Annotated in this window: 18 protein-coding genes; 12 read left to right on the plus strand and 6 right to left on the minus strand. The window is 66.6% G+C overall.

Going from position 1 to position 20,021, the window contains the following annotated elements:
- Window positions 1-1,365: a replication initiation protein gene (locus WS57_RS00005; RefSeq protein ID WP_059481908.1), complete on the plus strand. Its 1,365-nt coding sequence runs from the start codon at window positions 1-3 to the stop codon at window positions 1,363-1,365.
- 90 nt (window positions 1,366-1,455) lie between these two features.
- Here WS57_RS00005 and WS57_RS00010 read toward each other — a convergent pair whose 3' ends face one another.
- Both WS57_RS00010 and parA read right to left on the minus strand, forming a co-directional pair.
- Window positions 1,456-2,517 (minus strand): ParB/RepB/Spo0J family partition protein, encoded by a 1,062-nt coding sequence (locus WS57_RS00010; RefSeq protein ID WP_009695023.1) that lies wholly within the window; start codon window positions 2,515-2,517, stop codon window positions 1,456-1,458.
- 23 nt (window positions 2,518-2,540) lie between these two features.
- Window positions 2,541-3,203, minus strand: a complete 663-nt coding sequence (gene parA, locus WS57_RS00015) for a ParA family partition ATPase (protein ID WP_059512935.1) — start codon at window positions 3,201-3,203, stop codon at window positions 2,541-2,543.
- Between the two features lie 984 nt (window positions 3,204-4,187).
- On the opposite strand from parA, the gene arsC reads away from it, so the two are divergent.
- A complete protein-coding gene (gene arsC / locus WS57_RS00025; protein WP_059512937.1) occupies window positions 4,188-4,544 on the plus strand; it encodes an arsenate reductase (glutaredoxin) in 357 nt (118 codons plus the stop codon).
- 262 nt (window positions 4,545-4,806) lie between these two features.
- Here the strand turns inward: arsC and WS57_RS00030 are convergent, their stop codons facing one another.
- Together WS57_RS00030 and WS57_RS00035 are read right to left on the minus strand one after the other, a co-directional pair.
- A complete protein-coding gene (locus WS57_RS00030) occupies window positions 4,807-5,010 on the minus strand; it encodes a zf-HC2 domain-containing protein (RefSeq protein WP_040130742.1) in 204 nt (67 codons plus the stop codon).
- Entirely contained in the window at window positions 4,991-5,587 is a 597-nt protein-coding gene (locus WS57_RS00035; protein WP_009695027.1) for an RNA polymerase factor sigma-70, read from the minus strand. Before WS57_RS00035 ends, WS57_RS00030 begins: the two co-directional genes overlap by 20 nt.
- Window positions 5,588-5,962: 375 nt before the next feature.
- Between WS57_RS00035 and WS57_RS00040 the strand changes: the two genes are divergently transcribed.
- Window positions 5,963-6,517: an NADPH-dependent FMN reductase gene (locus WS57_RS00040; RefSeq protein ID WP_009695028.1), complete on the plus strand. Its 555-nt coding sequence runs from the start codon at window positions 5,963-5,965 to the stop codon at window positions 6,515-6,517.
- A 70-nt stretch (window positions 6,518-6,587) separates the two neighbouring features.
- Here WS57_RS00040 and WS57_RS00045 read toward each other — a convergent pair whose 3' ends face one another.
- Window positions 6,588-8,831: a hybrid sensor histidine kinase/response regulator gene (locus tag WS57_RS00045; protein ID WP_059512941.1), complete on the minus strand. Its 2,244-nt coding sequence runs from the start codon at window positions 8,829-8,831 to the stop codon at window positions 6,588-6,590.
- Window positions 8,832-9,284: 453 nt separating this feature from the next.
- Here WS57_RS00045 and WS57_RS00050 point away from each other — a divergent pair, with 453 nt between their 5' ends.
- Genes WS57_RS00050 through WS57_RS00060 form a run of 3 tightly spaced genes read left to right on the plus strand, consistent with a single transcriptional unit; the run spans window position 9,285 to window position 11,207 of the window.
- On the plus strand, window positions 9,285-9,653 hold the full coding sequence (locus WS57_RS00050; RefSeq protein ID WP_009695033.1) for a response regulator: 369 nt from the start codon (window positions 9,285-9,287) through the stop codon (window positions 9,651-9,653).
- Entirely contained in the window at window positions 9,646-10,272 is a 627-nt protein-coding gene (locus WS57_RS00055; RefSeq protein ID WP_009695034.1) for a chemotaxis protein CheC, read from the plus strand. Before WS57_RS00050 ends, WS57_RS00055 begins: the two co-directional genes overlap by 8 nt.
- Complete coding sequence (locus WS57_RS00060) at window positions 10,269-11,207, plus strand: GGDEF domain-containing protein (protein ID WP_040130745.1); 939 nt, start codon at window positions 10,269-10,271, stop codon at window positions 11,205-11,207. Before WS57_RS00055 ends, WS57_RS00060 begins: the two co-directional genes overlap by 4 nt.
- A 61-nt stretch (window positions 11,208-11,268) precedes the next feature.
- On the opposite strand, the gene WS57_RS00065 is transcribed toward WS57_RS00060, so the two are convergent.
- Window positions 11,269-12,153 (minus strand): alpha/beta fold hydrolase, encoded by an 885-nt coding sequence (locus tag WS57_RS00065; RefSeq protein ID WP_009695037.1) that lies wholly within the window; start codon window positions 12,151-12,153, stop codon window positions 11,269-11,271.
- A gap of 204 nt (window positions 12,154-12,357) precedes the next feature.
- Between WS57_RS00065 and WS57_RS00070 the strand changes: the two genes are divergently transcribed.
- From WS57_RS00070 to tssF, 6 genes are all read left to right on the plus strand, one after another.
- Window positions 12,358-12,690 (plus strand): hypothetical protein, encoded by a 333-nt coding sequence (locus WS57_RS00070; RefSeq protein WP_009695038.1) that lies wholly within the window; start codon window positions 12,358-12,360, stop codon window positions 12,688-12,690.
- A gap of 267 nt (window positions 12,691-12,957) precedes the next feature.
- Window positions 12,958-13,806 carry a presqualene diphosphate synthase HpnD gene (hpnD, locus tag WS57_RS00075; protein WP_040130747.1) on the plus strand — a complete coding sequence of 283 codons (849 nt, stop codon included), beginning with the start codon at window positions 12,958-12,960 and terminating at the stop codon, window positions 13,804-13,806.
- Between the two features lie 4 nt (window positions 13,807-13,810).
- Window positions 13,811-15,064 carry a hydroxysqualene dehydroxylase HpnE gene (gene hpnE, locus WS57_RS00080; RefSeq protein ID WP_069243591.1) on the plus strand — a complete coding sequence of 418 codons (1,254 nt, stop codon included), beginning with the start codon at window positions 13,811-13,813 and terminating at the stop codon, window positions 15,062-15,064.
- Window positions 15,065-15,075: 11 nt separating this feature from the next.
- A complete protein-coding gene (gene shc / locus WS57_RS00085; protein ID WP_009688736.1) occupies window positions 15,076-17,049 on the plus strand; it encodes a squalene--hopene cyclase in 1,974 nt (657 codons plus the stop codon).
- Between the two features lie 5 nt (window positions 17,050-17,054).
- Window positions 17,055-17,759 (plus strand): phosphorylase, encoded by a 705-nt coding sequence (locus tag WS57_RS00090; RefSeq protein WP_059604798.1) that lies wholly within the window; start codon window positions 17,055-17,057, stop codon window positions 17,757-17,759.
- Between the two features lie 345 nt (window positions 17,760-18,104).
- On the plus strand, window positions 18,105-19,982 hold the full coding sequence (tssF, locus tag WS57_RS00095; RefSeq protein WP_069243592.1) for a type VI secretion system baseplate subunit TssF: 1,878 nt from the start codon (window positions 18,105-18,107) through the stop codon (window positions 19,980-19,982).
- Window positions 19,983-20,021: the final 39 nt, after the last annotated feature.

The following is a 20,021-nucleotide window of genomic DNA, read 5'->3' on the forward strand; positions in this document are numbered from 1 at the left end:
ATGGCCACGAAGCGCGCCAAGAAAACCGATGTGGATGTGGTGAGTGCCAGTTCAGCCGAATTGCGTAAGGCCGTCGAGGCAATCGCGATTCAGCCGAAGAGCGGCAAGATCACGCTCCTCACTCGCAAGCTGTTCAATGTCCTGCTGGCCGTGGCGCAGCAGGCCGACGACTCGGGCGATACGTATCGCGCGCTGTTGTCGGATATCGTCGCCAACTCCGCCTTCGATTCGAACGACACCGCCCTGGTGAAGGAACACCTGCGGCGCATGGTGTCGGTGCAGGTCGAATGGAGCACCGGCACGTCGAGCCAGAAGCCCGGCCGCAAGTGGGGGATCTCGACGCTGATCGCCGATGCGGAAATTCTCGAGGATCCGGCCACCCGTCGCGTGTGGGTCGAATTCTCGTTCGCGCCGAAGATCAAGAAGAAGCTGCTCGACCCGGTCCAGTACGCGCGCCTGAGCCTGCAATTCCAGAGCCAGCTGCGCAGCAGCGCCGGCCTCGCGCTCTACGAGATCTGCGTGCGCTACCTGACGAACCCGAGCCACCTCACGATGCGCGAGCCGTGGGAATGGTGGCGCCCGATCCTGTCGGGCACGCCCGACACGGAAGCTGGCGACGAGGCGAAACGGGAGTACAAGTACTTCAAGCGCGATTATCTACGGCCGGCGATTGCGGAGGTCAACGCGGTCACCAACATCTTCGTCGAGCTGATCGAGCATCGCGAAGGGCGACGCGTCGCCGAGATCCAGTTCCGCGTGACCGAACGCAAGCAGCCGATGCTGGCGCTCGACGAACACCCGAACGTGTTCGACAGCACGCTGGTCGACCGGATGGTGAAGCTCGGGATTCCGTTGAAGGAAGCGCAGACGCTGTATGCGGACAGCGAGGAGAATCGCATCCGCGCCGCGCTGCAGATGACCGAGCAGCGGATGCGCAGCACGACGCTGCCGCCGGTGCGCAGCGCCGCAGCGCTGTTCAAGGATGCGTTGAAGAAGGGCTATGCGCCGCCGGTCGATACCGTCGACGCGCTGCCGGCCGCCACGCCGTCCGCGAAGGCCGCGACGGCGCAGCCGGACGACCTGAAGGCACGTTTGCTGAGCGAGTTCGCGGCGTTCCGCCGCAAGGAAGCGAAGGTGCTGTACGAAGAGCAGGGCGAAGAGGAGCGCGAAGTGGCGCGCGAGTCGTTCGAGTCGGAAGCGCTGCCGACGATGGGCTCGCATCTGCGCGACGACTGGCGCAAGCGCGGCCTCGACTCCAAGCTGGCCGAGACGGCCTTCTTCGACTGGCTCGCGCAGAAGACCTGGGGCGAGCCGACCGACGGCGACCTGCTGTCGTTCACGCTGAATCAATCCCGGGCCGCCTGAGGCCCTTTCCGGCCCGCTGACGGGCCGCCGGCCGGCCGCCCGAGGGTGGCCGGGCCCGGCATCATCGCCGGGCCGTCCCGGCCCTTTCCATCAGTCCGACAACAGCATCCGCTCGAGCTGCTCGAGGATCGCGTCGCGCTTGTCCTTCGGCAGGCCGCGCAGGCGCAGCTCGATGCGGTCCTCGCCGTACGACTTCAGGTCGCCGACCGACTTGCCGCCGAGCTTGATCTCGAGCCGTTGCGCATAGCGCTGACGGCTCGCGGGCTTCGGCGTCTCCTGCGCCGCCACGCGGCCCTTGACGATATCCGCCACCTGGCGCGTGCTGAGGTCGTCCGACACGATCTTGTTGATCAGCCGCAGCGTGGCCTCGGTGCCGCGCGCGTTGTGATAGCGGCCGACCTGGTACGCCATGTTCGAACCGAAGCGATCCGGGCGCGCGACCATCTCCTGCATGACCGCTTCCGGCAGCTTGCCGATCGACAGCGCGACGGCGACCGTCGACTCGTCGAGACCGAGATGTTCGGCCAGTTCCTTCTGGCTCTGGAAATGCTGGTCGTCGAGGAAGCGACGCCAGACGACGGCATTGTCGAACACCGTCTGCGAATCGCGCTGGACGTTGAGGTCGTAGCCGAGCTTGTAGCTCTGGATGCCGATCGGCACGTCGATCACGATCGCCTTGACCGATTCCTTGTTCGCTTCCTTCAGCGCGCGTACGCGGCGACCGCCGTCGCTGACGAAATACGTGCCCGGATTGTCGTAGTCCGGGATCACGTGGATCGCCTGCTGCTGCCCCTGCTTCGCGAGGTTGACTGCCAGTTCGGCGATCGACGATTTCAGATAGAAATGCCGCGGGTTGAACGGGCTGTGCTTGATGGCCTTCAGCGGCAGCTCGATCACCTGACCGGGCGCATAACGATTCTCGAGGCGCCACGCGCGATATTGCGCCGATTCGTCGGTCGACGCGTCGAGCACGACTTCCGGAGCGGCGGCCGCCGTGTTGTCTTTCTTCGAGGATTTGGTCGGCGTTGGCGACGTCGTTTCCGATTTGACGATGCCGTCGATGGCGTTGAGCCGGTCGAGAGCCGTGCGCTTCTCGCTCGTCGTGATATCCGGGCGCGCCTGGAATCCTTTAGCAAATTGGGAGGGTTTCATGCGACTCCTTTATGCGCATAAAGTCAGGGCAGCATCGCGACGATTTCGTCGGCACATGCACGAATTTCCGCAGCGGCGAGCCGCGCGCCGCGGTCGTTTATCTGCAGGACGGTCTGGCCGAGCGCCATCGCCTGCTTGTACGCTTCGCGGGTCGGGATTTGCGTTTTCAGCAGCGGGAAACCGAGTTCTTCGAGCGCACGCTTCAGCTCGCGGGTGAGCATGCGTTTCTCTTCGGTCTTGTTCAGCAGGAACACCGCGCGGAGGTCCTCGTTCATGACCTGCGCCTGCTGGATCAGCTTCACGAGCCCGACGCTCGACCAGTAATCGGCCGGCGACGACGAAGTCGGGATCACGGCAATCGACGCGGCCAGCAGGACGACGCCCGAGACCTTCTCGGTGATCGATGGCGGGCAGTCCACGACGATGATGTCGTAGTCGTTGATGAACTTCTTGATCTCGCGGTGGATCTGGCTGCCGGCTTCGGCAAGGTTGACGACGGGGAAGGGAATGCCGTTGTCGCTGTCTCCCGACGCGCTCGACCAGTGGACCAGTGTGTTTTGGCCGTCTGCGTCGACGACGAGGACGCGCTTCCCTTTTTCATGGAACGCGGCGCCGAGGTGCATGGCGATCGTGCTTTTGCCGACGCCGCCTTTTTGTTGAGTGACTGCAATGATTTCCGCGGCCAATTTCCACTCCTGTTTTTGGTCGTTGGAATTCTACAGGACGATATTTATATTTCAATGAAATTGTCGTTTAGCAACTACGTGTTGGCCGTTCGGCCTATCGGTTTATGCGCATAAACGGGGAGGTGGAGACTGAGGTGGTGGCGGTTCAAATAGATGAGTTCCGGGATGAGTCAGTGGGTCAGCCGGATTTAGCCGGGAATGACCCGGAAGGGATATTCGCTGGCGAGCAACTCGCGGTGACGACTCCCCTTTTGTATGTCGCGTGGTGGGCCGTCAGCGTCGCCGTTAGCGAACCGCGGCGACTGAGTTTGTGCGCATAAACTCGGTCGGACCGGGGGAGGCGGCTCCCCTGGACGCCAATGGCTGTCACCCCCGATCGCCGAATGTGGACAGCATGGCCGCGCGCAAAGCAACCCGATGGTCATCCGAACCCATGGGAAGTGCCATCGAACCGACGGGCATTCGTCGCCCTGCGCCGCCCTGCCTGCTGCGCGTCGAGTTTGTGCGCATAAACTCGGCGACCGATTGGCAGAGCGCCACGGTCGTCACGCGAGCAGTCGCATGAGCGGTGATGCGCCTACGACGTCTGTTGCAGGGCCTCGATGTGCGGCCCGGTTTCCGGCAGCAGGAGTGCCAACGCGTTGCGACATGAGCGAGCGGCCAGCGATCGAAGCGAACAGATCGCTTTATGCGCATAAACCTCCGTCACTACCCGTGCACCGGCAGCGCCGTCTACCGTCACGGCTTCTTCTTGCCGGACACCCGCCCCGCCCTTCCGGGCAGCGCCTTTATGCGCATAAACACATCAAGCGCTTGGCTTCAATCCCGCGCGCTTTCCAACCTCTCATTCAAACAAGCGGCTTCGAACACCGCATTCCCGTGAGGAATCGAATCCTCACCCACTTCGCTTCAAGCCCCGACCCCGAACCGGCTTCCCGCCCCGGCTTGGCTACAATACCTGCTTCCCCCATCCACGCCAGAACGATGATCACGATCTACCACAACCCTAGATGCTCGAAGTCCCGCGAGACGCTCGCGTTGATCGAAACGCTGAACACCGCCGGCGCGCCCGTCAACGTCGTCGAGTATCTGAAGACGCCGCCGACGGTCGAGGCGCTCGAAACGCTGCATCGCCAGCTCGGACGCCCGGTGCGCGACATGCTGCGCGATGGCGAAGAGCCGTACAAGACCCTCGACCTGGGACGCGCAGACCTGACCGACGCCGAGGCCTACGCCGCGATCGTCGCTCACCCGATCCTGCTGCAGCGTCCGATCGTCGTGTATCGCGGCAAGGCCGCGATCGGGCGACCGCCGGAATCGGTGCGCGCGCTGTTCGAATAATTTTTCATCGACGTATTTTTCTTGTTGCATCAGCCCGGGTCGGCTTGGACGGGCTGGCCCGGCCGACAGCAAGCGCCCGCCACCGCGCAGCCCGCCCGACACACCGGGCATCGACGAGAGCTACGCGCTGCGCGGCGGCAGTCCGCCCCCGCTTCCGATCACATGACAGCGCCAGCCGCGACAAAAGCACCTCTACAACACCGGCAGCCTTCGTCCCGCATCGAACACCCGCGTCACCCGCTCCCGCCCGCACATCCGCGCATCACGATTCCTCCCCGCTTTCCGGCTCCTGCCCCGCCGCTACTTTCGCGGCCGTCCGCAGCAGCGCGATCTGTCCGCGATAGGCGCGGCATCCGCTGCAGACCGGCAGATGCACGCGCACCTGCACGCGTTCGTGCATCGTCAGATGCCGATCGAGCGCATCCGACAGCAGCCGCGTCACGTCCTTACATTTCCCCGGTAGCATCTTCGGTCGTCAGTCCTTTTTCGCTGAGGCAGGTGCGCAATCGCGTGCGTGCGCGGTACAGCAGCACGCTGCAGTGATTCGTCGTCAACGTCAACTCGCTGCAGATGTCCGCGATCTCGACATCGAGGAATTCGCGCATCATGAACACGCGTCCGATCTGTTCGGGAAGATGGTCGAGGCACATCTCGAACAGCGTCCAGAACTGCTGCTGCTGCAACAGCGTGTCCGGCCGCGGCCACGGTCGCGGCTTCGTATGCGCGGCCCAGTGCCCGTTTTCCTTGAACAGTTCGCGGTCGAGCGCCGATTCGCCGTCGAGCTCCGCGTCGAGCGCCGACAGGCTCACCAGTCGCTGCCGCGCTCGCAACACGTCGATCAGCTTGTTGCGCAGGATCCCGAACACCCAGGTCTTGTGCGCCGACTGGCCCGCGAAATCGGCCGCATGCGACCACGCGGCGGTCAATGCTTCCTGCACGGCGTCTTCGGCGGTGTCGGTGTCGCGCAATTGCAGGCGCGCGAAACGCAACAAGTCGTACCGCAATTTTTCGAGATAAGCGGGATCGTCGTACGCGGACGGCATGGGCTGGGGCGGGAAAAGGTCGGTCGAATCGGTCCGGCGCACGTCGGAGGATGCGTGCGTCGCCGTGCGAGCAGCTTACTGGCCGCGCTGCCGGCCGGCAATGCATGTTCCGTCGCGAATTCACAATGCGGCGCGGCGCGCTGCGCTATGCTTGCCGAAGCCTCGCGTCGCGCGTGCCGACACGGTGCGGCGGGTGGTGGTCCATCGCGTCACAGCCGGACGCAAAGTTATCCACAATTTCTGTGGAAAACCTTGTGGAAAGTCGGCCGGATGGCCCCGTGGGACGGCTTGCGGGCTGGCCTGCCTATAAACAGACCTTTGTCGCCTATCCAGAAGCAATCGATTCGATTCCTCACTCACCGGAAGGAGAATGCCATGGCCTATCGTGTTGCGGTCGTCGTCGGCAGCCTGCGCAGCGGTTCTTGGAACCGCGCGCTCGCGCGCGCCGTGATCTCGCTCGCCCCCGCCGATCTTTCGTTCGAGTTCGTCGAAATCGGCGAACTGCCGCTGTACAGCCAGGATTACGACGCCGACTTCCCGGAAGTCGCGAAGCGCTTCAAGCAGTCGATCGAAGCGGCCGATGCGCTGCTGTTCGTCACGCCCGAGTACAACCGCTCGATTCCGGGCGTGTTGAAGAATGCGCTCGACTGGGGTTCGCGTCCGTGGGGTTCCAATTCGTGGGCGGGCAAGCCGGGCGCGGTGCTCGGCACGTCGCCGGGCGCGACCGGCACCGCGCTCGCGCAGCAGCACCTGCGCAACGTGCTGGCCTATCTCGACGTGAAGACGCTCGGGCAGCCGGAGATGTTCATCAAGCATGATCCGTCGCGCATCGACGATGACGGCAAAATCGTCAACGAGGACACCCGCAAGTTCCTGCAGGGCTTCGTCGATCGCTACGCCGCCTGGGTGCGCGTGCTGAAGGCGGCCTGAGCGCCCTCCCTAAGCCGCGTGAATCGCCGGCACCGGCACGCGCACGGCGCGCCGCACGCGCCGCGGCCCGTCACATGCCGGTATGCCGTGCGTCGCGCGCGTCGCGGATGCCCATCAGGATCTCGTCGAGCAGCGCGATGTCGAACGGCTTCGACAGCACGCGCACGTTGACGGTGCGCGTGCGGTCGAGTTCCTCCGCATAGCCGGTGACGAGGATCACCGGCAGTTTTCCCGGCCGCTTCTCGATCGCCTCGGCGAGGTCGATGCCGTTCAGCCGGCCCGGCATGTGGATGTCCGAGATCACCAGGTCGAACGCGTCGTTCGCGGTCGCGCCCTCGATCAGTTGCAGCGCGTCGTCGGCGGTCGCCGCGTAGGTCACGCGGTGGCCGAGCAGCGACAGCAGCGCCTCGGTGCCGGCCGCCACTTCGCTGTTGTCCTCGACGAGCAGCACGTGCAGGCCCGCGTGCGGGCCCGGCTCGTGCGCGGCGGCCGTCGGCCGCGCCACCACGTCCTCGGCGCGCGCGCGCGGCAGGTAGAGGCGCACCGACGTGCCGGCGCCGACTGCGCTGTCGATCGTCGCGAGGCCGCCCGAGCGTTCGCAGAACGCGAACACCTGCGGCAGCCCGAGCCCGGTCCCCATCCCCTGCGCCTTGGTCGTAAACAGCGGCTCGAACGCGCGCGCGAGCACGTCGGGCGCCATGCCCGAGCCCGTATCGTCGAGCGAGATCTGCACGAAATCGCCGGTCAGCGGAAAACCGTCCTCGCGGCGCAGCGTCACGTTGCGCGCGCCGACCGTGAAGCGGCCGCCGCTCGACATCGCATCGCGCGCGTTGACCGCGAGGTTGATCACCGCAAGTTCCAGCTCGGCGACGTCGACGCGAATCGGCCACACGCCCGGATCGATCGCGACGACCAGCGACGATTTCGAGCCGAGCGAGGTCTTCAGCAGTTCGCGGCAGGTGCCGAGCCACTGCCCGACGTCGATGGTCTCGTTGTGCAGCGGCTGCTTGCGCGCGACGCCGAGCAGCTGGCGCGTCAGCGACTGCCCGTTCTTCAGCGCGCGCTCGATCGCGCCGAGTTCCTTGTCGAGATGCTGGGTGCCGCGCCGCCGCGCGATCTGCACGTTGCTGGAGATGATCATCAGCAGATTGTTGAAGTCGTGCGCGACGCTGCCGACGAGCGTGCCGAGCGCCTGCATCTTGCGCGACTGCCGGTACGCGGATTCGATCGAGCGCCGCATCGACGCTTCGGCCTGCCAGCGATCCCACGCCTGCTCTTCCGCCTTCAGCCGCTTCAGCGACAGCCAGATCACGCACCACAGCGCGATCGACGGCGCGAACATCGACAGGAACAGCACGCTCAGGTGTTCATACCATTCGCGCCAGATTTCCGACGTGCGGTACGCGCAGGTCACATAGACGGGATAGCTGCCGACCTGCCGGTACGCGACGATCTCGCTGTCGTCGCTGCCGTGGCGCACGCGCACGACGCCCGCGCGCGGATCGTTGCGCGGGTTGCCGAACGTCGCTTCGCGATCGGTATGCGCGATCGACGGCGGCGGCGGATACGACGCGATCACCGCGCCGTCGGAGCGCGCGAGCGCCATCGTCATCGGCGTTTTCGAGCCGCCCAGCAGGTCGCGGTAGAACGCATTGAAATACGACGACTTCAGCGCGATCGACACCATGCCCGCGAACGAGCCGTCGCTGTGCCGGCGCGCGACGCCGGTGTTGAACACGGGAATGTTCTCGAGCTTGAGCGGCCCCATCATCAGCCGCGAGATGTGCTCGATGACCTTGCCGTCGCGAATGCCGGCGAAGTCGTCGCGGTTCGCGATCGACGCATACGGCGCCGGATAGTAGAGGCTGTTCGCGAGCAGCATCCCGCTCGCGCCGAAGATCGACACGGCCGCCACCTGCGGATAGCCGCCGCCGATCGTGTTCAGCGCCTCGTGGATATCGGACTCCTTGCTGCGCACGGTCGCGTCGTCCATGTCCTGGACCAGGTCGACGATCCGCGCGTCGAGCGTTTCGCTCAGGTCGAACACCTTGAGCGCATGCTCCTCGGCCACGCGCACGGTGCGCATCGTCACGTCGCTCGCGGCCGCTTCGCGCGCCTTCAGGTCGTTGTAGGCCATCACGACCACGTAGATGCACGGCAGCACGATCGCCGCGACGAGCAGCACGATCAGCGTCACGCGGCGAACCGCGAAATCGTGCTCGGGCGCGCCGGACGCATAGTTGCCGTCGTCCTGCCAGTCGTCGGCGGGAGCGGGGGCGGATGTGCGGGAGTCGGCAGGCCGGTCGGACGTCATTCGAGCAAGCGGTGAAGCGAAGGTGCCCCATCATAAACGAGTTGCACGGGCGCGCCTTGGCGTGCAACCGGGCGGCTGCGACGTAAGCCGGCTGTCGGATTGAAAACGCGACGAATCCGGAAGCGCAAACGTACACAGGGAAAAATTTTGCGTCCAGATGCCGAAAATGACCCAGGCTGTTTTCGGAATGCGCGGCGTCCGAATCGATTTTGTTCGAAACGGATAAATCGGCGAGTTGCACCGCCACCGGTTTAGCCAGAGAATCGCGCGTTGCTTTTCCCAACACGGATCGTGATGCGCCTGCCGGCGCGTGTCGCGCGACGCATCGCGCGCATGCGTGTGCGGCGACGTCCGCGCCACGGCGCTCGCCGCGTTGCCGGTCGTCCGCCTCAAGATCTGCGCCGCGCGGCCGTTAACGCGAGAGAGACCATTCCGTACTTCGCATCGCCTGCCATGTCCCTGCCGATTGTAATTGCCGACGATTCGCTGCTCGCGCGCAAACTGTTGGCGAAAGCCCTGCCGGTCGACTGGGATGTCGATGTCGCGTACGCAGCGAATGGCCGGGAGGCGCTGGCGCTTTATCGTGACGGCAAGGCTTCCGTGATGTTTCTGGACCTGACGATGCCCGACATGAGCGGCTATCAGGTACTGGAAACACTGCGCCACGAGGATCTGAACACGTTCGTGATCGTGGTATCCGCCGATATCCAGCCGCAGGCGCAAACGCGCGTCCGCGAGCTGGGCGCGATCGCATTCGTCGCCAAGCCCGTGACGCCGGACGCATTGCTGCCCATTCTCAGGGAGTATGGGTTGTATGCCTGACTCGGTGTTCACGGCGGAGCAACGCGACGCGTTGCAGGAGATCGCCAACCTCGCGATGGGCCGCGCCGCGGCGCGGCTCGCGTTGCTGCTCGGGCGTTTCATCGAGCTGTCGGTGCCGCGCGTGCGCGTCGTGAAGGCGGCCGACGCGGGGGGCGTGCTGAGCGAGATGACGGGGATTCGCGACAACGTGACCGCCGTGCGCCAGGGCTTCCGCTCCGACATCAAGGGCGAGGCGATCGTGCTGTGCCGCAGCGCCGGCATTGCGCGGCTGATGTCGCTGGTCGAGCGCACCTTCGGCGACGACATGCCCGGCGGCATGACGACCCGGGACGAACTCGTATTCGACGTCGCGAACGTGCTGATGGGCGCCTGCGTCGCGTCGATCCTCGACGAACTCGGCCGCAAGCCGGTGTTCTTTCCGCCGGGGCTGCTCGGCGCGAACATGTCGTTCGACGAAGTGTTCGAGCCGAGCGCGCTCGCCTGGAGCATCGCGCTGCTGCTCGAAGTGAACTTCGGTCTCGAGGATCACGCGTTCCGCGCTCATTTCGTGATGCTGATGGCCGAGGATTCGATCCGCCTGATGGGCGACGCGCTCGACGCGTTGCTGTCCGCGCTGTGATGGCCGCGCCCGCATCGCTCAGCGATCTCGTGATCGAACGGGTCGGCTTCGGGCTGTTCGTGCTCGATCGCGCGATGACCGTGCTGATGTGGAATCGCTTCATGCAGGACCACAGCGGCGTGCCGGCCGCCGACGTGATCGGCCGCAACCTGTTCGACTGCTTTCCGGACCTGCCGCGCGCATGGCTCGCGCGCAAGCTCGACAGCGTGTTCCAGCTCGGCAGCTTCGCGTTCAGTTCGTGGGAGCAGCGCCCCTACCTGTTTCGTTTCGAGCACGACCGGCCGATCACGGGCGGCGTCGACTACATGCAGCAGGACTGCACGTTCATGCCGCTCGCGCGCGGGCGCGAGGTCGAAGCCGTGTGCGTGACGATCTCGGACGTCACGCACGTGAGCGTGATGCAGCGCGAACGCGAGGAGGCCTTCGCGAAGCTGCGCGAGCATGCGAATCGCGACGGGCTCACCGGCATCGCCAACCGGCGCTGCTTCGAAGCGCGCCTGAGCGCCGAATTCGCGCGCTGGCAGCGTTACGGCGGCGACCTGTCCGTGCTGCTGTTCGATCTCGATCACTTCAAGGCGATCAACGACCGCTTCGGGCACGCGGCCGGCGATGCGGTGCTGCGCGAGACGGCGCGCCGCGTCGCGTCGATCGTGCGCACCCAGGACACGTTCGGCCGCTTCGGCGGCGAGGAATTCGCGCTGCTGCTGCCGTGCACGAATCTCGACGAGGCGATGCGCGTGGCCGACAAGGTGCGCGCGGCGATCGGCGGCACGCCGGTCGACGCCGAAGGCTTCAGCGTGCCGGTGACGGCGAGCGTCGGCGGCGCATGCGCGAAGGCGGGCGCGTCGAGTTGCGACTCGCTCGTCAACGACGCCGACGCGGCGCTCTATCGCGCCAAGCGGCTCGGCCGCGATCGCTCGGTCGGCCACGCGTAGCGCGCGGCACGGCGCATCGTCGTACGCGAAGAAGCGGCTTCGGCAAGCCGCCGCGCGGTGCTCAGTGCTTCGCGATGTCGGCCAGCACGCCGGCCAGCACGGCCGGCTGCGACATGAACGGCGAATGGCTGCTGTCGAGCTGATGCACGTGAGTCGGATTGCCGGGCGTGAACGCGTCGGCTTCGTCGATCATCCGCTGCTGCAACGCGGGCAGGATCACGCGATCCTGCAGGCACTTGATGTAGTGCCGGTCGATCGCGCCCCAGCGCGCGGCGGTCGTCGGAATCGCGGTCGCGAACGGCGCGGCCGGCACGTCGCAGCTCAGCAGGTTCGCGACGGCCTCGAAGTCGGCCTGCGGCACGTCGTCGTACAGCGCGCGCCGGGTCATCTCGCGATACGCCGGGTCGCCGCTGCGCGGATCGAGCCGCAGCGCGCCCGTGGTGCGCGGGCTCGCGAGCATCAGCGGCGCCAGCAGGTCGCCGCGGTTCTCGGGCGCGCGCACGTAGTCGAGGCACGGCACGCCGGACGCGGGCATGAACGCCGCCAGATAGACGAGCTTCGCGATCTTCTCCGGCGCGCGCTCGGCCGCCGCGGTGATCGCGAGGCCGCCCATGCTGTGCCCGACGAGGATCACCCTGCCGCGACCGAGCGCGTACGCGTCGTCGACGGCCTGCATCACCTGCGCCGCGTAATCGTCGAGCGACGTGTTCGCGACCGGCGACGGCTCGGCGCCGAACGCGTCCTTGTCGAGCGGCCGTTCGAGGTAGGAGGCGGGAAAGCGGGCGTGAATGCCGTGCGCGGGCAGGTCGCGCGCGATCGCGAGGTGGCCGCGCTCGGCCAGCGCAGTCGCGACATGGGCGAAGCACCACGCGCCATGCCATGCGCCGTGCACGAGCACGAAAACCGGTTGGTCGGGATGCGAGGGGGCGGTCACGTTCGTCTCCATGAAGCTGGCTTTTTCAGGACAAGGTGTCATCTTAGACGAAGCGGCGCGCCGCCAAGCGGGCTGCCGCGCCGGCAGCCGCGGTCCGGCGCGGGGGCGTCGTCGCGATGCGGCCCCGAATGTATCGCGGAGGCCACAATTTGCGCGAAAGCATTTCAAATTTGCGGAAAAGCACGTTAAGTTGACGCTTTCGCTTCGCTTCCGCCCATGAACGTCGATTACCTCTTCTACCGGAAACCGGATAAACCCGGCCCCTATTCGCTCGACGACCTGGGCGACGTCGCGCCGCCGATCGGCCCGGGCGACGCAGTGCGCGCGGGAATCGCGCGCGTGTTCGAAGAGATCGACTGGCGCGAGTCGCCCGACGTGCCGGGTGCGTGGTTCGGCACCGGCGGCCCGGTGTTCCAGTTCACCGCCGAACCCGACGGGCGCGTGACGAGCTTCATGGGCTCGCGCCTCGAACGCCGCGCGATGCTGCAGCTGACCCGCGAAATGGGGTTGATCGCACTCGATCTGCAGCGCGACATCGTCTACGGCTGACGCCGCCCGAGCGCGCGCGCCTGCGGCGCCCGCGAACCGCGTGGCCGACGCGCCTGCGCCAGCCGCCGCGCGGTTTCCGGCGCTGCAAGGCGCCGCCATCGAACTTCAAAGATTGGTATACTTCCGCCCAATTCCGGCAACCGGCCGGTAATTTGTGCCTGTCTGCGTCGATCGTTCGACTATCTCGCACGCATTTGACGCCCTGACCATCCCAGCCGGGCATGGCTTCTTCAATCGCCCCGCGTGGGTGTCTCCGTGGAGCTCGTCTTGGCCGTTTCCAATCTCGTCGTGGACGAACAAGAAACCGACGCCGCTGCCGTCACATCGGGCAGTTCTTTCTATCTCGCGATGCGCATCCTGCCGGCCGTGCAGCGCGACGCGATGTTCCAGGTCTATGCGTTCTGCCGCGCGGTCGACGACATCGCCGACAGCGACCTGCCGCGCGCCGAGCGCGCCGCCGGTCTCGAACGCTGGCGCGCGGACATCGACGCGTGCTTCGCGGGCCGGCCGCCGCGCGCGCTGGCCGCGCTCGAGCGCGAGATCCGCGCATTCGACCTGCAGCGCGACGATTTCCACGCGATGATCGACGGGATGGCGATGGACGCCGCCGAAGACATCTGCGCGCCCGACGAGCCGACGCTCGACCTCTATTGCGACCGCGTGGCGAGCGCGGCCGGCCGCCTGTCGGTGAGGATTTTCGGGATGCCGGAAGCCGAAGGGATCAAGCTGTCGCACCACCTCGGCCGCGCGCTGCAACTGACGAACATCCTGCGCGACATCGACGACGACGCGGCGATCAACCGCTGCTACCTGCCGCGCGAACTGCTCGCGCGCGAAGGCATCGCGATCACCGATCCGGCGACGATCGCGCGCGATCCGGCGCTGCCGCGCGTGTGCGCGACGCTCGTCGAGCGCGCGCTCGAGCACTTCCGCCAGGCCGACGCGGTGATGGACACCTGCGCGCGTGCACAGGTGAAGGCGCCGCGCATCATGTCGGGCGCCTATCGCTGCATTCTCGAAGCGGCGGTCGCGCGCGGTTTCGCCGCGCCGCGCGCGCCGCTGCGCAAGCCCAAGGCGCGCATGCTGATGATCGCCGCGCGCTACGCGCTGTTCTGAGCCGATGCCCAGGACCGTCCACGTGATCGGTGCGGGACTCGCGGGCCTGTCGGCCGCGGTCGAGCTGCAGCGTCGCGGGCGGCGCATCGTGCTGCACGACGCGCATGCGCAGGCGGGCGGTCGCTGCCGTTCATGGTTCGACGAGACGCTGGGCGCGACCATCGACAGCGGGCTGCACCGGATCTTCGCAGGGCAGGCCGCCACGCAGCGCTACCTGCGCGCGATCGGCGCGGCCGATCAGCTTGCCGGACCTTCGCTGCCTGAATTCCCGGTCGTCGACGTCGCCGCACAGCAGCGCTGGACGCTGCGCTTCGGCGCCGGGCACTGGCCGTCGTGGCTGTTCGATGCCGCATCGCGCGCGCCGGGCACGACGCCGCTGGACTACCTCGCGCTCGCGCCGCTCGCGTTCGCGCGCACCGGCCGCTCACTCGCACAGACGATGCGGTGCGACGGCGTGCTGTGGGATCGTTGGCTGCGGCCGTATTGGCTCGGCCTCCTGAACGTCGAGCCGCGCCACGCGACTGCCGAGCTGGCGCGCGCGGTGCTGTGCGGGATGTTCGCCGCGGGCGGCGCCGGCTGCCGGCCGCTCGTCGCGCGTCACGGGCTCGGCAGTGCATTCGTCGATCCGGCGCTGCGCATGCTGCAGCACGGCGGCGCGCAGATCCGGCTGCGGTCGCGGCTCGACGCGTTCGAATTCGGCGCGCACGGCAACGCGGTCGACGCGGTCGCGATCGGCGCGGAGCGCATCGAACTCGCGCCCGGCGACGCGGTCGTGCTGGCCGTGCCGCCCGAGGTCGCGCAGCCGCTGGTGCCCGACCTGACCGCGCCCGATACCTTCAGCGCGGTCGTGACCGCGTATTTCGCGGTCGAGCCGCCGGCCGGCAGCCCGCTCGACACGGCCGTCGTCAACGGCGTCGTCGATGCGGTCCGGTCCGGCGACGACCAGCTGGCGGCGACGATCCACGACGCCGCCCGCTGGCTCGACATGCCGCACGACACGCTCGCGCGGCGCATCTGGGAAGACGTCGCGCGCGTGACCGGCGCGAACCCGGCAACCCTTCCCGCGTGGCAGCTCGCGATCGAGCCGCGCGCGGGTTTTGCGGCGGTGCCGTCGCAGGAAATGAAACGTCCGGCCGTGCGTACGCGCTGGACCAATCTCGTGTTGGCGGGCGACTGGATTGCCACCGGCTTGCCCGCCACGATCGAGGGCGCGATCCGTTCCGGCCAGCTGGCCGCCGACGCGCTCCAGACACAATAAGAGAGGGACCGATGAACGATCTCACCGATATGGCTACCCTGTCCGCCGGCACCGCGCCGGCCGATCTCGAAGCGGCCGTCGCGCGTGCGACCGATGCGCTGCTGGCCGCGCAGAACGCGGACGGACACTGGGTCTTCGAACTCGAAGCCGATTCGACGATTCCCGCCGAATACGTGCTGCTCGTCCACTATCTCGGCGAGACGCCGAACCTCGAACTCGAACGGAAGATCGGCCGCTATCTGCGCCGCATCCAGCAGGCCGACGGCGGCTGGCCGCTGTTTACCGACGGCGCGCCGAACATCAGCGCGAGCGTGAAGGCGTATTTCGCGCTGAAGGTGATCGGCGACGACGAGAACGCCGAGCACATGCAGCGTGCGCGCCGCGCGATCCACGCGATGGGCGGCGCCGAGATGTCGAACGTGTTCACGCGCATCCAGCTCGCGCTGTACGGCGCGATTCCGTGGCGCGCGGTGCCGATGATGCCGGTCGAGATCATGCTGCTGCCGCAGTGGTTCCCGTTCCACCTGTCGAAGGTGTCGTACTGGGCGCGCACGGTGATCGTGCCGCTGCTCGTGCTGAACGCGAAGCGCCCGCTCGCGAAGAACCCGCGCGGCGTGCGCATCGACGAGCTGTTCATCGATCCGCCCGTCAACGCGGGGCTGCTGCCGCGCCAGGGCCACCAGAGCGCGGGCTGGTTCGCGTTCTTCCGCGTGGTCGACCATGCGCTGCGCGCGGTCGACGGCCTGTTCCCGAAGTACACGCGCGAGCGCGCGATCCGTCAGGCCGTGTCGTTCGTCGACGAACGCCTGAACGGCGAGGACGGCCTCGGCGCGATCTATCCGGCGATGGCCAACGCGGTGATGATGTACGACGTGCTCGGCTACGCGGAAGATCATCCGAATCGCGCGATCGCCCGCAAGTCGATCGAGAAGCTGCTCGTCGTGCACGACGACGAAGCGTATTGCCAGCCGTGTCTGTCGCCCGTGTGGGACACGTCGCTCGCCGCGCATGCGCTGCTCGAGACGGGCGACACGCGCGCCGAGGACGCCGCGCTGCGCGGCCTCGAATGGCTGCGCCCGCTGCAGATCCTCGACGTGCGCGGCGACTGGATCTCGCGCAGGCCGCACGTACGGCCCGGCGGCTGGGCCTTCCAGTACGCGAACGCGCATTACCCGGACGTCGACGATACGGCCGTGGTTGCGATGGCGATGGAGCGCGCGCAGCAGCTCAAGCAAAACGATGCGTATCGCGAGTCGATCGCGCGTGCGCGCGAATGGGTCGTCGGCATGCAGAGCAGCGATGGCGGCTGGGGCGCGTTCGAACCGGAAAACACGCAGTACTACCTGAACAACATCCCGTTCTCCGATCACGGCGCGCTGCTCGATCCGCCGACGGCCGACGTGTCGGGCCGCTGCCTGTCGATGCTGTCGCAGCTTGGCGAGACGGCGCTGAACAGCGAGCCGGCGCGCCGCGCGCTCGACTACATGCTGAAGGAGCAGGAGCCGGACGGCAGCTGGTACGGCCGCTGGGGGATGAACTACGTGTACGGCACGTGGACCGCGCTGTGCTCGCTGAACGCGGCCGGCCTCGGGCCGGACGATGCGCGCGTGAAGCGCGGCGCGCAGTGGCTGCTGTCGATCCAGAACAAGGACGGCGGCTGGGGCGAGGACGGCGACAGCTACAAGCTCAACTACCGCGGCTACGAGCAGGCGCCGAGCACCGCGTCGCAGACCGCGTGGGCGCTGCTCGGCCTGATGGCGGCCGGCGAGGTGAACAACCCGGCGGTCAAGCGCGGGATCGACTACCTGATTGCCGAGCAGAAGGAACACGGCCTGTGGGACGAGACGCGCTTCACGGCGACGGGCTTCCCGCGCGTGTTCTACCTGCGCTACCACGGCTACCGCAAGTTCTTCCCGCTGTGGGCGCTCGCGCGCTACCGCAACCTCAAGCGCGCCAATGCGACGCGCGTGACGGTCGGGATGTGACGCGGATGACGTCGCAGCACACCGGCACCCTGCCCGTCATTGCGGTGACGGGCATGGCGTTCGAGGCGCGCATCGCGCGCGGCGACGGCGTCGAGGCCGTGTTCGCCGCGCGGGCCGACCGGCTCGAACGTGCGCTGACCGAGGCGACCGCGCGCGGTTGCGCGGGCATCGTCAGCTTCGGCACGGCGGGCGGGCTCGCGCCCGACCTGCAGCCCGGCGCGCTGGTGATCGCCGACGCGGTCGACGGGCCGTTCGGGCGCGTGCCGACCGATGTCGGCTGGAGCGCGCGGCTCGTCGCCGCGCTGCACGACACGCCGGTGTGGGCGCGCGTCACGCGCGGCGCGATGGCGGCCGTCGGCGCGCCGGTTATTAGCGAGCAGGAGAAGACCTCGCTGCATCGCGCGAAGGGCGCGCTGGCCGTCGACATGGAATCGCATATCGCAGCCGCGTTCGCTGCGGCGCGCGGCGTGCCGTTCGCGGTGTGCCGCGCGATCGTCGATCCCGCGTGGCGCACGCTGCCGCGCGCGGCGACGGCCGGGCTGCGCGACGACGGCAGCACGGCGATCCTGCCGATCCTGCGCGAGCTGCTGAAGCAGCCGTCGCAGCTGGGCCCGCTGCTGCAGGTCGCGGGCGATGCGCGCGCGGCGCGTACGACGCTGATCCAGGCGCGGCATGCGTTCGGGCGCGCGGGCGCGCTGCGGATCGTCTGAGCGGCGGGCGCCGCTTCTCCCCCATCCATACAAAGCGAGCGTTGCGTGACGCAACGCTTCCGACCGTTCGATACCCGTGCATCAGCACGATGGTATAGCGAGCGAAATTCGCGAGATCCCGGGGCGACGAGCACGGGCGCAGGACCGTATCCGCGGATCACGTTGCCAATTAAATGATCAGGACAACGTCCTATATCTCAAAAACATGATCGCAGATACGGCACGTAAATCTGGTTTCTCGGTTCCGTCAGGGATTTTTTGAGATGGTCTTTGCGGCTAGCATTCGACTCATTGCTGACAGCGATGCCGTCGAACGCTTGGCGTGGAACCCGGATTGCGCTTGCCATGAACCCTCATCTCCTTGATGCCTACAATCGAGAACTGCTCTATTTCAAGGAGCTGGTGGAGGAATTCGCCCACGCGCATCCGAAAATCGCGCGTCGGCTGGGCCTGCATGCCGGCGAGATTGCCGATCCCTTTGTCGAGCGCCTGGTGCAAGCGGCGAGTTTCACGACTGCCCGGCTGCAATTGAAACTGGATGCCGCGTTCCCCCTGCTCAGCAGTCGGCTGCTCGAAACGGTCTATCCAAACTACGTCGCCCCAACGCCTTCGATCGCGGTAGCGCGCCTCTATCCCGACGAACAGGAAGGCAATTTGCTCGAGGGGTTTCGTGTCCCTCGCGGCACGGCGTTCACGAGCCGCGTGCCGGATGGCGAACGCACGCCCTGCACGTTTCACAGCGGTCTCGATGTGACGTTGTATCCGTTGGAGATTGTTTCGGCGCGCTTGACCGGGGTGCCTCCGGACATTCCATCGGTAGAGCGCTATGGCGCAGCCGACAGGCCGATTCGCGGCGCGCTGCGTCTCAGGCTTCGCACCACGGGCGAAGCGCGCTTCGAGGAACTGCGCGGGCTGGAGCGATTGCCCGTCTATCTGGCAGGCGACGAGCGCGTGGCATCGCGGCTGTTCGAGTTGATCCACGCTGGCGCTGTGGCGTCCGTGATCGGGACGACGAATCGTTTCGCCGATTCGAATCGGTCATTCGGCATTGTCTCCGATCGAGCCGTCGAACATACCGGACTCGCTGCCGACGAGAGCTTGCTGCCGCTGATCGGGCCGAAGTTTCATGGCCATAACCTGCTGCACGAATATGCGACGTGTCCCGCCCGCTTCTGGTTTTTCACGCTGACCGGTCTGAATGCGGGATTGCGATATGTGACCGGTCGCGAAGCCGAAATCGTCGTGTTGCTGGATCGATTCGACGGTTCGCTGGTCGAGCACGTCGATGCTTCCCGCTTCGCCCTCTTCTGTACACCGGTCATCAACCTGTTTCGTCGCAAAACTGATCCCGCCGAGGTGCCGGGCACGGGCGGCGAAATTCTGTTGCAACCCGACCGGCAGAACGGCTCGGATTACGAGGTGTTCGCGGTGGAGGCACTGCATGGCTTCGTGAGCAAAGGAGCGGCATCGCTCGAGTTTCGGCCGCTGCACCGGGCGCGGCTGAACAACGAAGCCGATCACGGGCTCTATTTCACGATCCGCCGCGAGCCCGGAATGGCGAAGACGTCATACCGTCGCTACGGCGCTCGTACGCCATACGTGAGTACCGATGCGTTCGTTTCGCTGGTCGATGAAAATGAGCAATCCTATCCACAGGACATGAAATACCTGTCGGTAGATGCGTGGTTGACGAACGGCGATCTGCCGAGCTTGCTGGAGCCCGAGGGCGCGACCGATCTGACTGTCGAAATCAGCGCGCCCGTCAGGCGGACGGAACTCGTTCGTGCGCCGAGTCCTGCACGCGCGCCGCTTGCTCAGGGAGAGGCTGCATGGCGGCTGATCGGTCAGCTGAACCTCGACTACGGCAGGCTGGAGACTCAGGACGGAAGCGCGCTACGCGACATTCTGGTTTTGTTCGCCGCTGCCGACGACGTGCGGTTCCGTCGACAGATCGACAGCCTGATCCGTGTCGAGACGCGTCCGGTGACGAAGACACTGCCCGGCCAGAGTCAGTTGCGGTTCGGTCGAGGCATCGAATGCGTGCTGACCGTCGACGAGGCTGGCTTTGACGGTGCGAGCCCTTTTCTATTTGGCGTGATCCTCGAGCATTACGTGGCTCGTCACGTTTCGACACATTCTTTTACTCAATCCGTGCTGCGCTCGTCGCAGCGCGGCGAGCTGATGCGCTGGCCGGTTCGAATGGGGACGCGCAGCGCAGTCTGACTCGGGGAGGAAAGCGGTTCATGCAGTCGGTAACGGATA

Origin of the sequence: Burkholderia pseudomultivorans (assembly GCF_001718415.1) — a bacterium.
Taxonomy (GTDB): Bacteria; Pseudomonadota; Gammaproteobacteria; order Burkholderiales; family Burkholderiaceae; genus Burkholderia; species Burkholderia pseudomultivorans_A.

Excerpts from the sequence above, each read along its gene's own strand:
- WS57_RS00005 (WP_059481908.1), top strand. The coding sequence starts at position 1 with ATGGCCACGAAGCGCGCCAAGAAAACCGATGTGGATGTGGTGAGTGCC.
- WS57_RS00010 (WP_009695023.1), bottom strand. The coding sequence starts at position 2,517 with ATGAAACCCTCCCAATTTGCTAAAGGATTCCAGGCGCGCCCGGATATC.
- arsC (WP_059512937.1), top strand. The coding sequence starts at position 4,188 with ATGATCACGATCTACCACAACCCTAGATGCTCGAAGTCCCGCGAGACG.
- WS57_RS00030 (WP_040130742.1), bottom strand. The coding sequence starts at position 5,010 with ATGCTACCGGGGAAATGTAAGGACGTGACGCGGCTGCTGTCGGATGCG.
- WS57_RS00035 (WP_009695027.1), bottom strand. The coding sequence starts at position 5,587 with ATGCCGTCCGCGTACGACGATCCCGCTTATCTCGAAAAATTGCGGTAC.
- WS57_RS00040 (WP_009695028.1), top strand. The coding sequence starts at position 5,963 with ATGGCCTATCGTGTTGCGGTCGTCGTCGGCAGCCTGCGCAGCGGTTCT.
- WS57_RS00045 (WP_059512941.1), bottom strand. The coding sequence starts at position 8,831 with ATGACGTCCGACCGGCCTGCCGACTCCCGCACATCCGCCCCCGCTCCC.
- WS57_RS00050 (WP_009695033.1), top strand. The coding sequence starts at position 9,285 with ATGTCCCTGCCGATTGTAATTGCCGACGATTCGCTGCTCGCGCGCAAA.
- WS57_RS00055 (WP_009695034.1), top strand. The coding sequence starts at position 9,646 with ATGCCTGACTCGGTGTTCACGGCGGAGCAACGCGACGCGTTGCAGGAG.
- WS57_RS00065 (WP_009695037.1), bottom strand. The coding sequence starts at position 12,153 with ATGGAGACGAACGTGACCGCCCCCTCGCATCCCGACCAACCGGTTTTC.
- WS57_RS00070 (WP_009695038.1), top strand. The coding sequence starts at position 12,358 with ATGAACGTCGATTACCTCTTCTACCGGAAACCGGATAAACCCGGCCCC.
- hpnE (WP_069243591.1), top strand. The coding sequence starts at position 13,811 with ATGCCCAGGACCGTCCACGTGATCGGTGCGGGACTCGCGGGCCTGTCG.
- shc (WP_009688736.1), top strand. The coding sequence starts at position 15,076 with ATGAACGATCTCACCGATATGGCTACCCTGTCCGCCGGCACCGCGCCG.
- WS57_RS00090 (WP_059604798.1), top strand. The coding sequence starts at position 17,055 with ATGACGTCGCAGCACACCGGCACCCTGCCCGTCATTGCGGTGACGGGC.
- tssF (WP_069243592.1), top strand. The coding sequence starts at position 18,105 with ATGAACCCTCATCTCCTTGATGCCTACAATCGAGAACTGCTCTATTTC.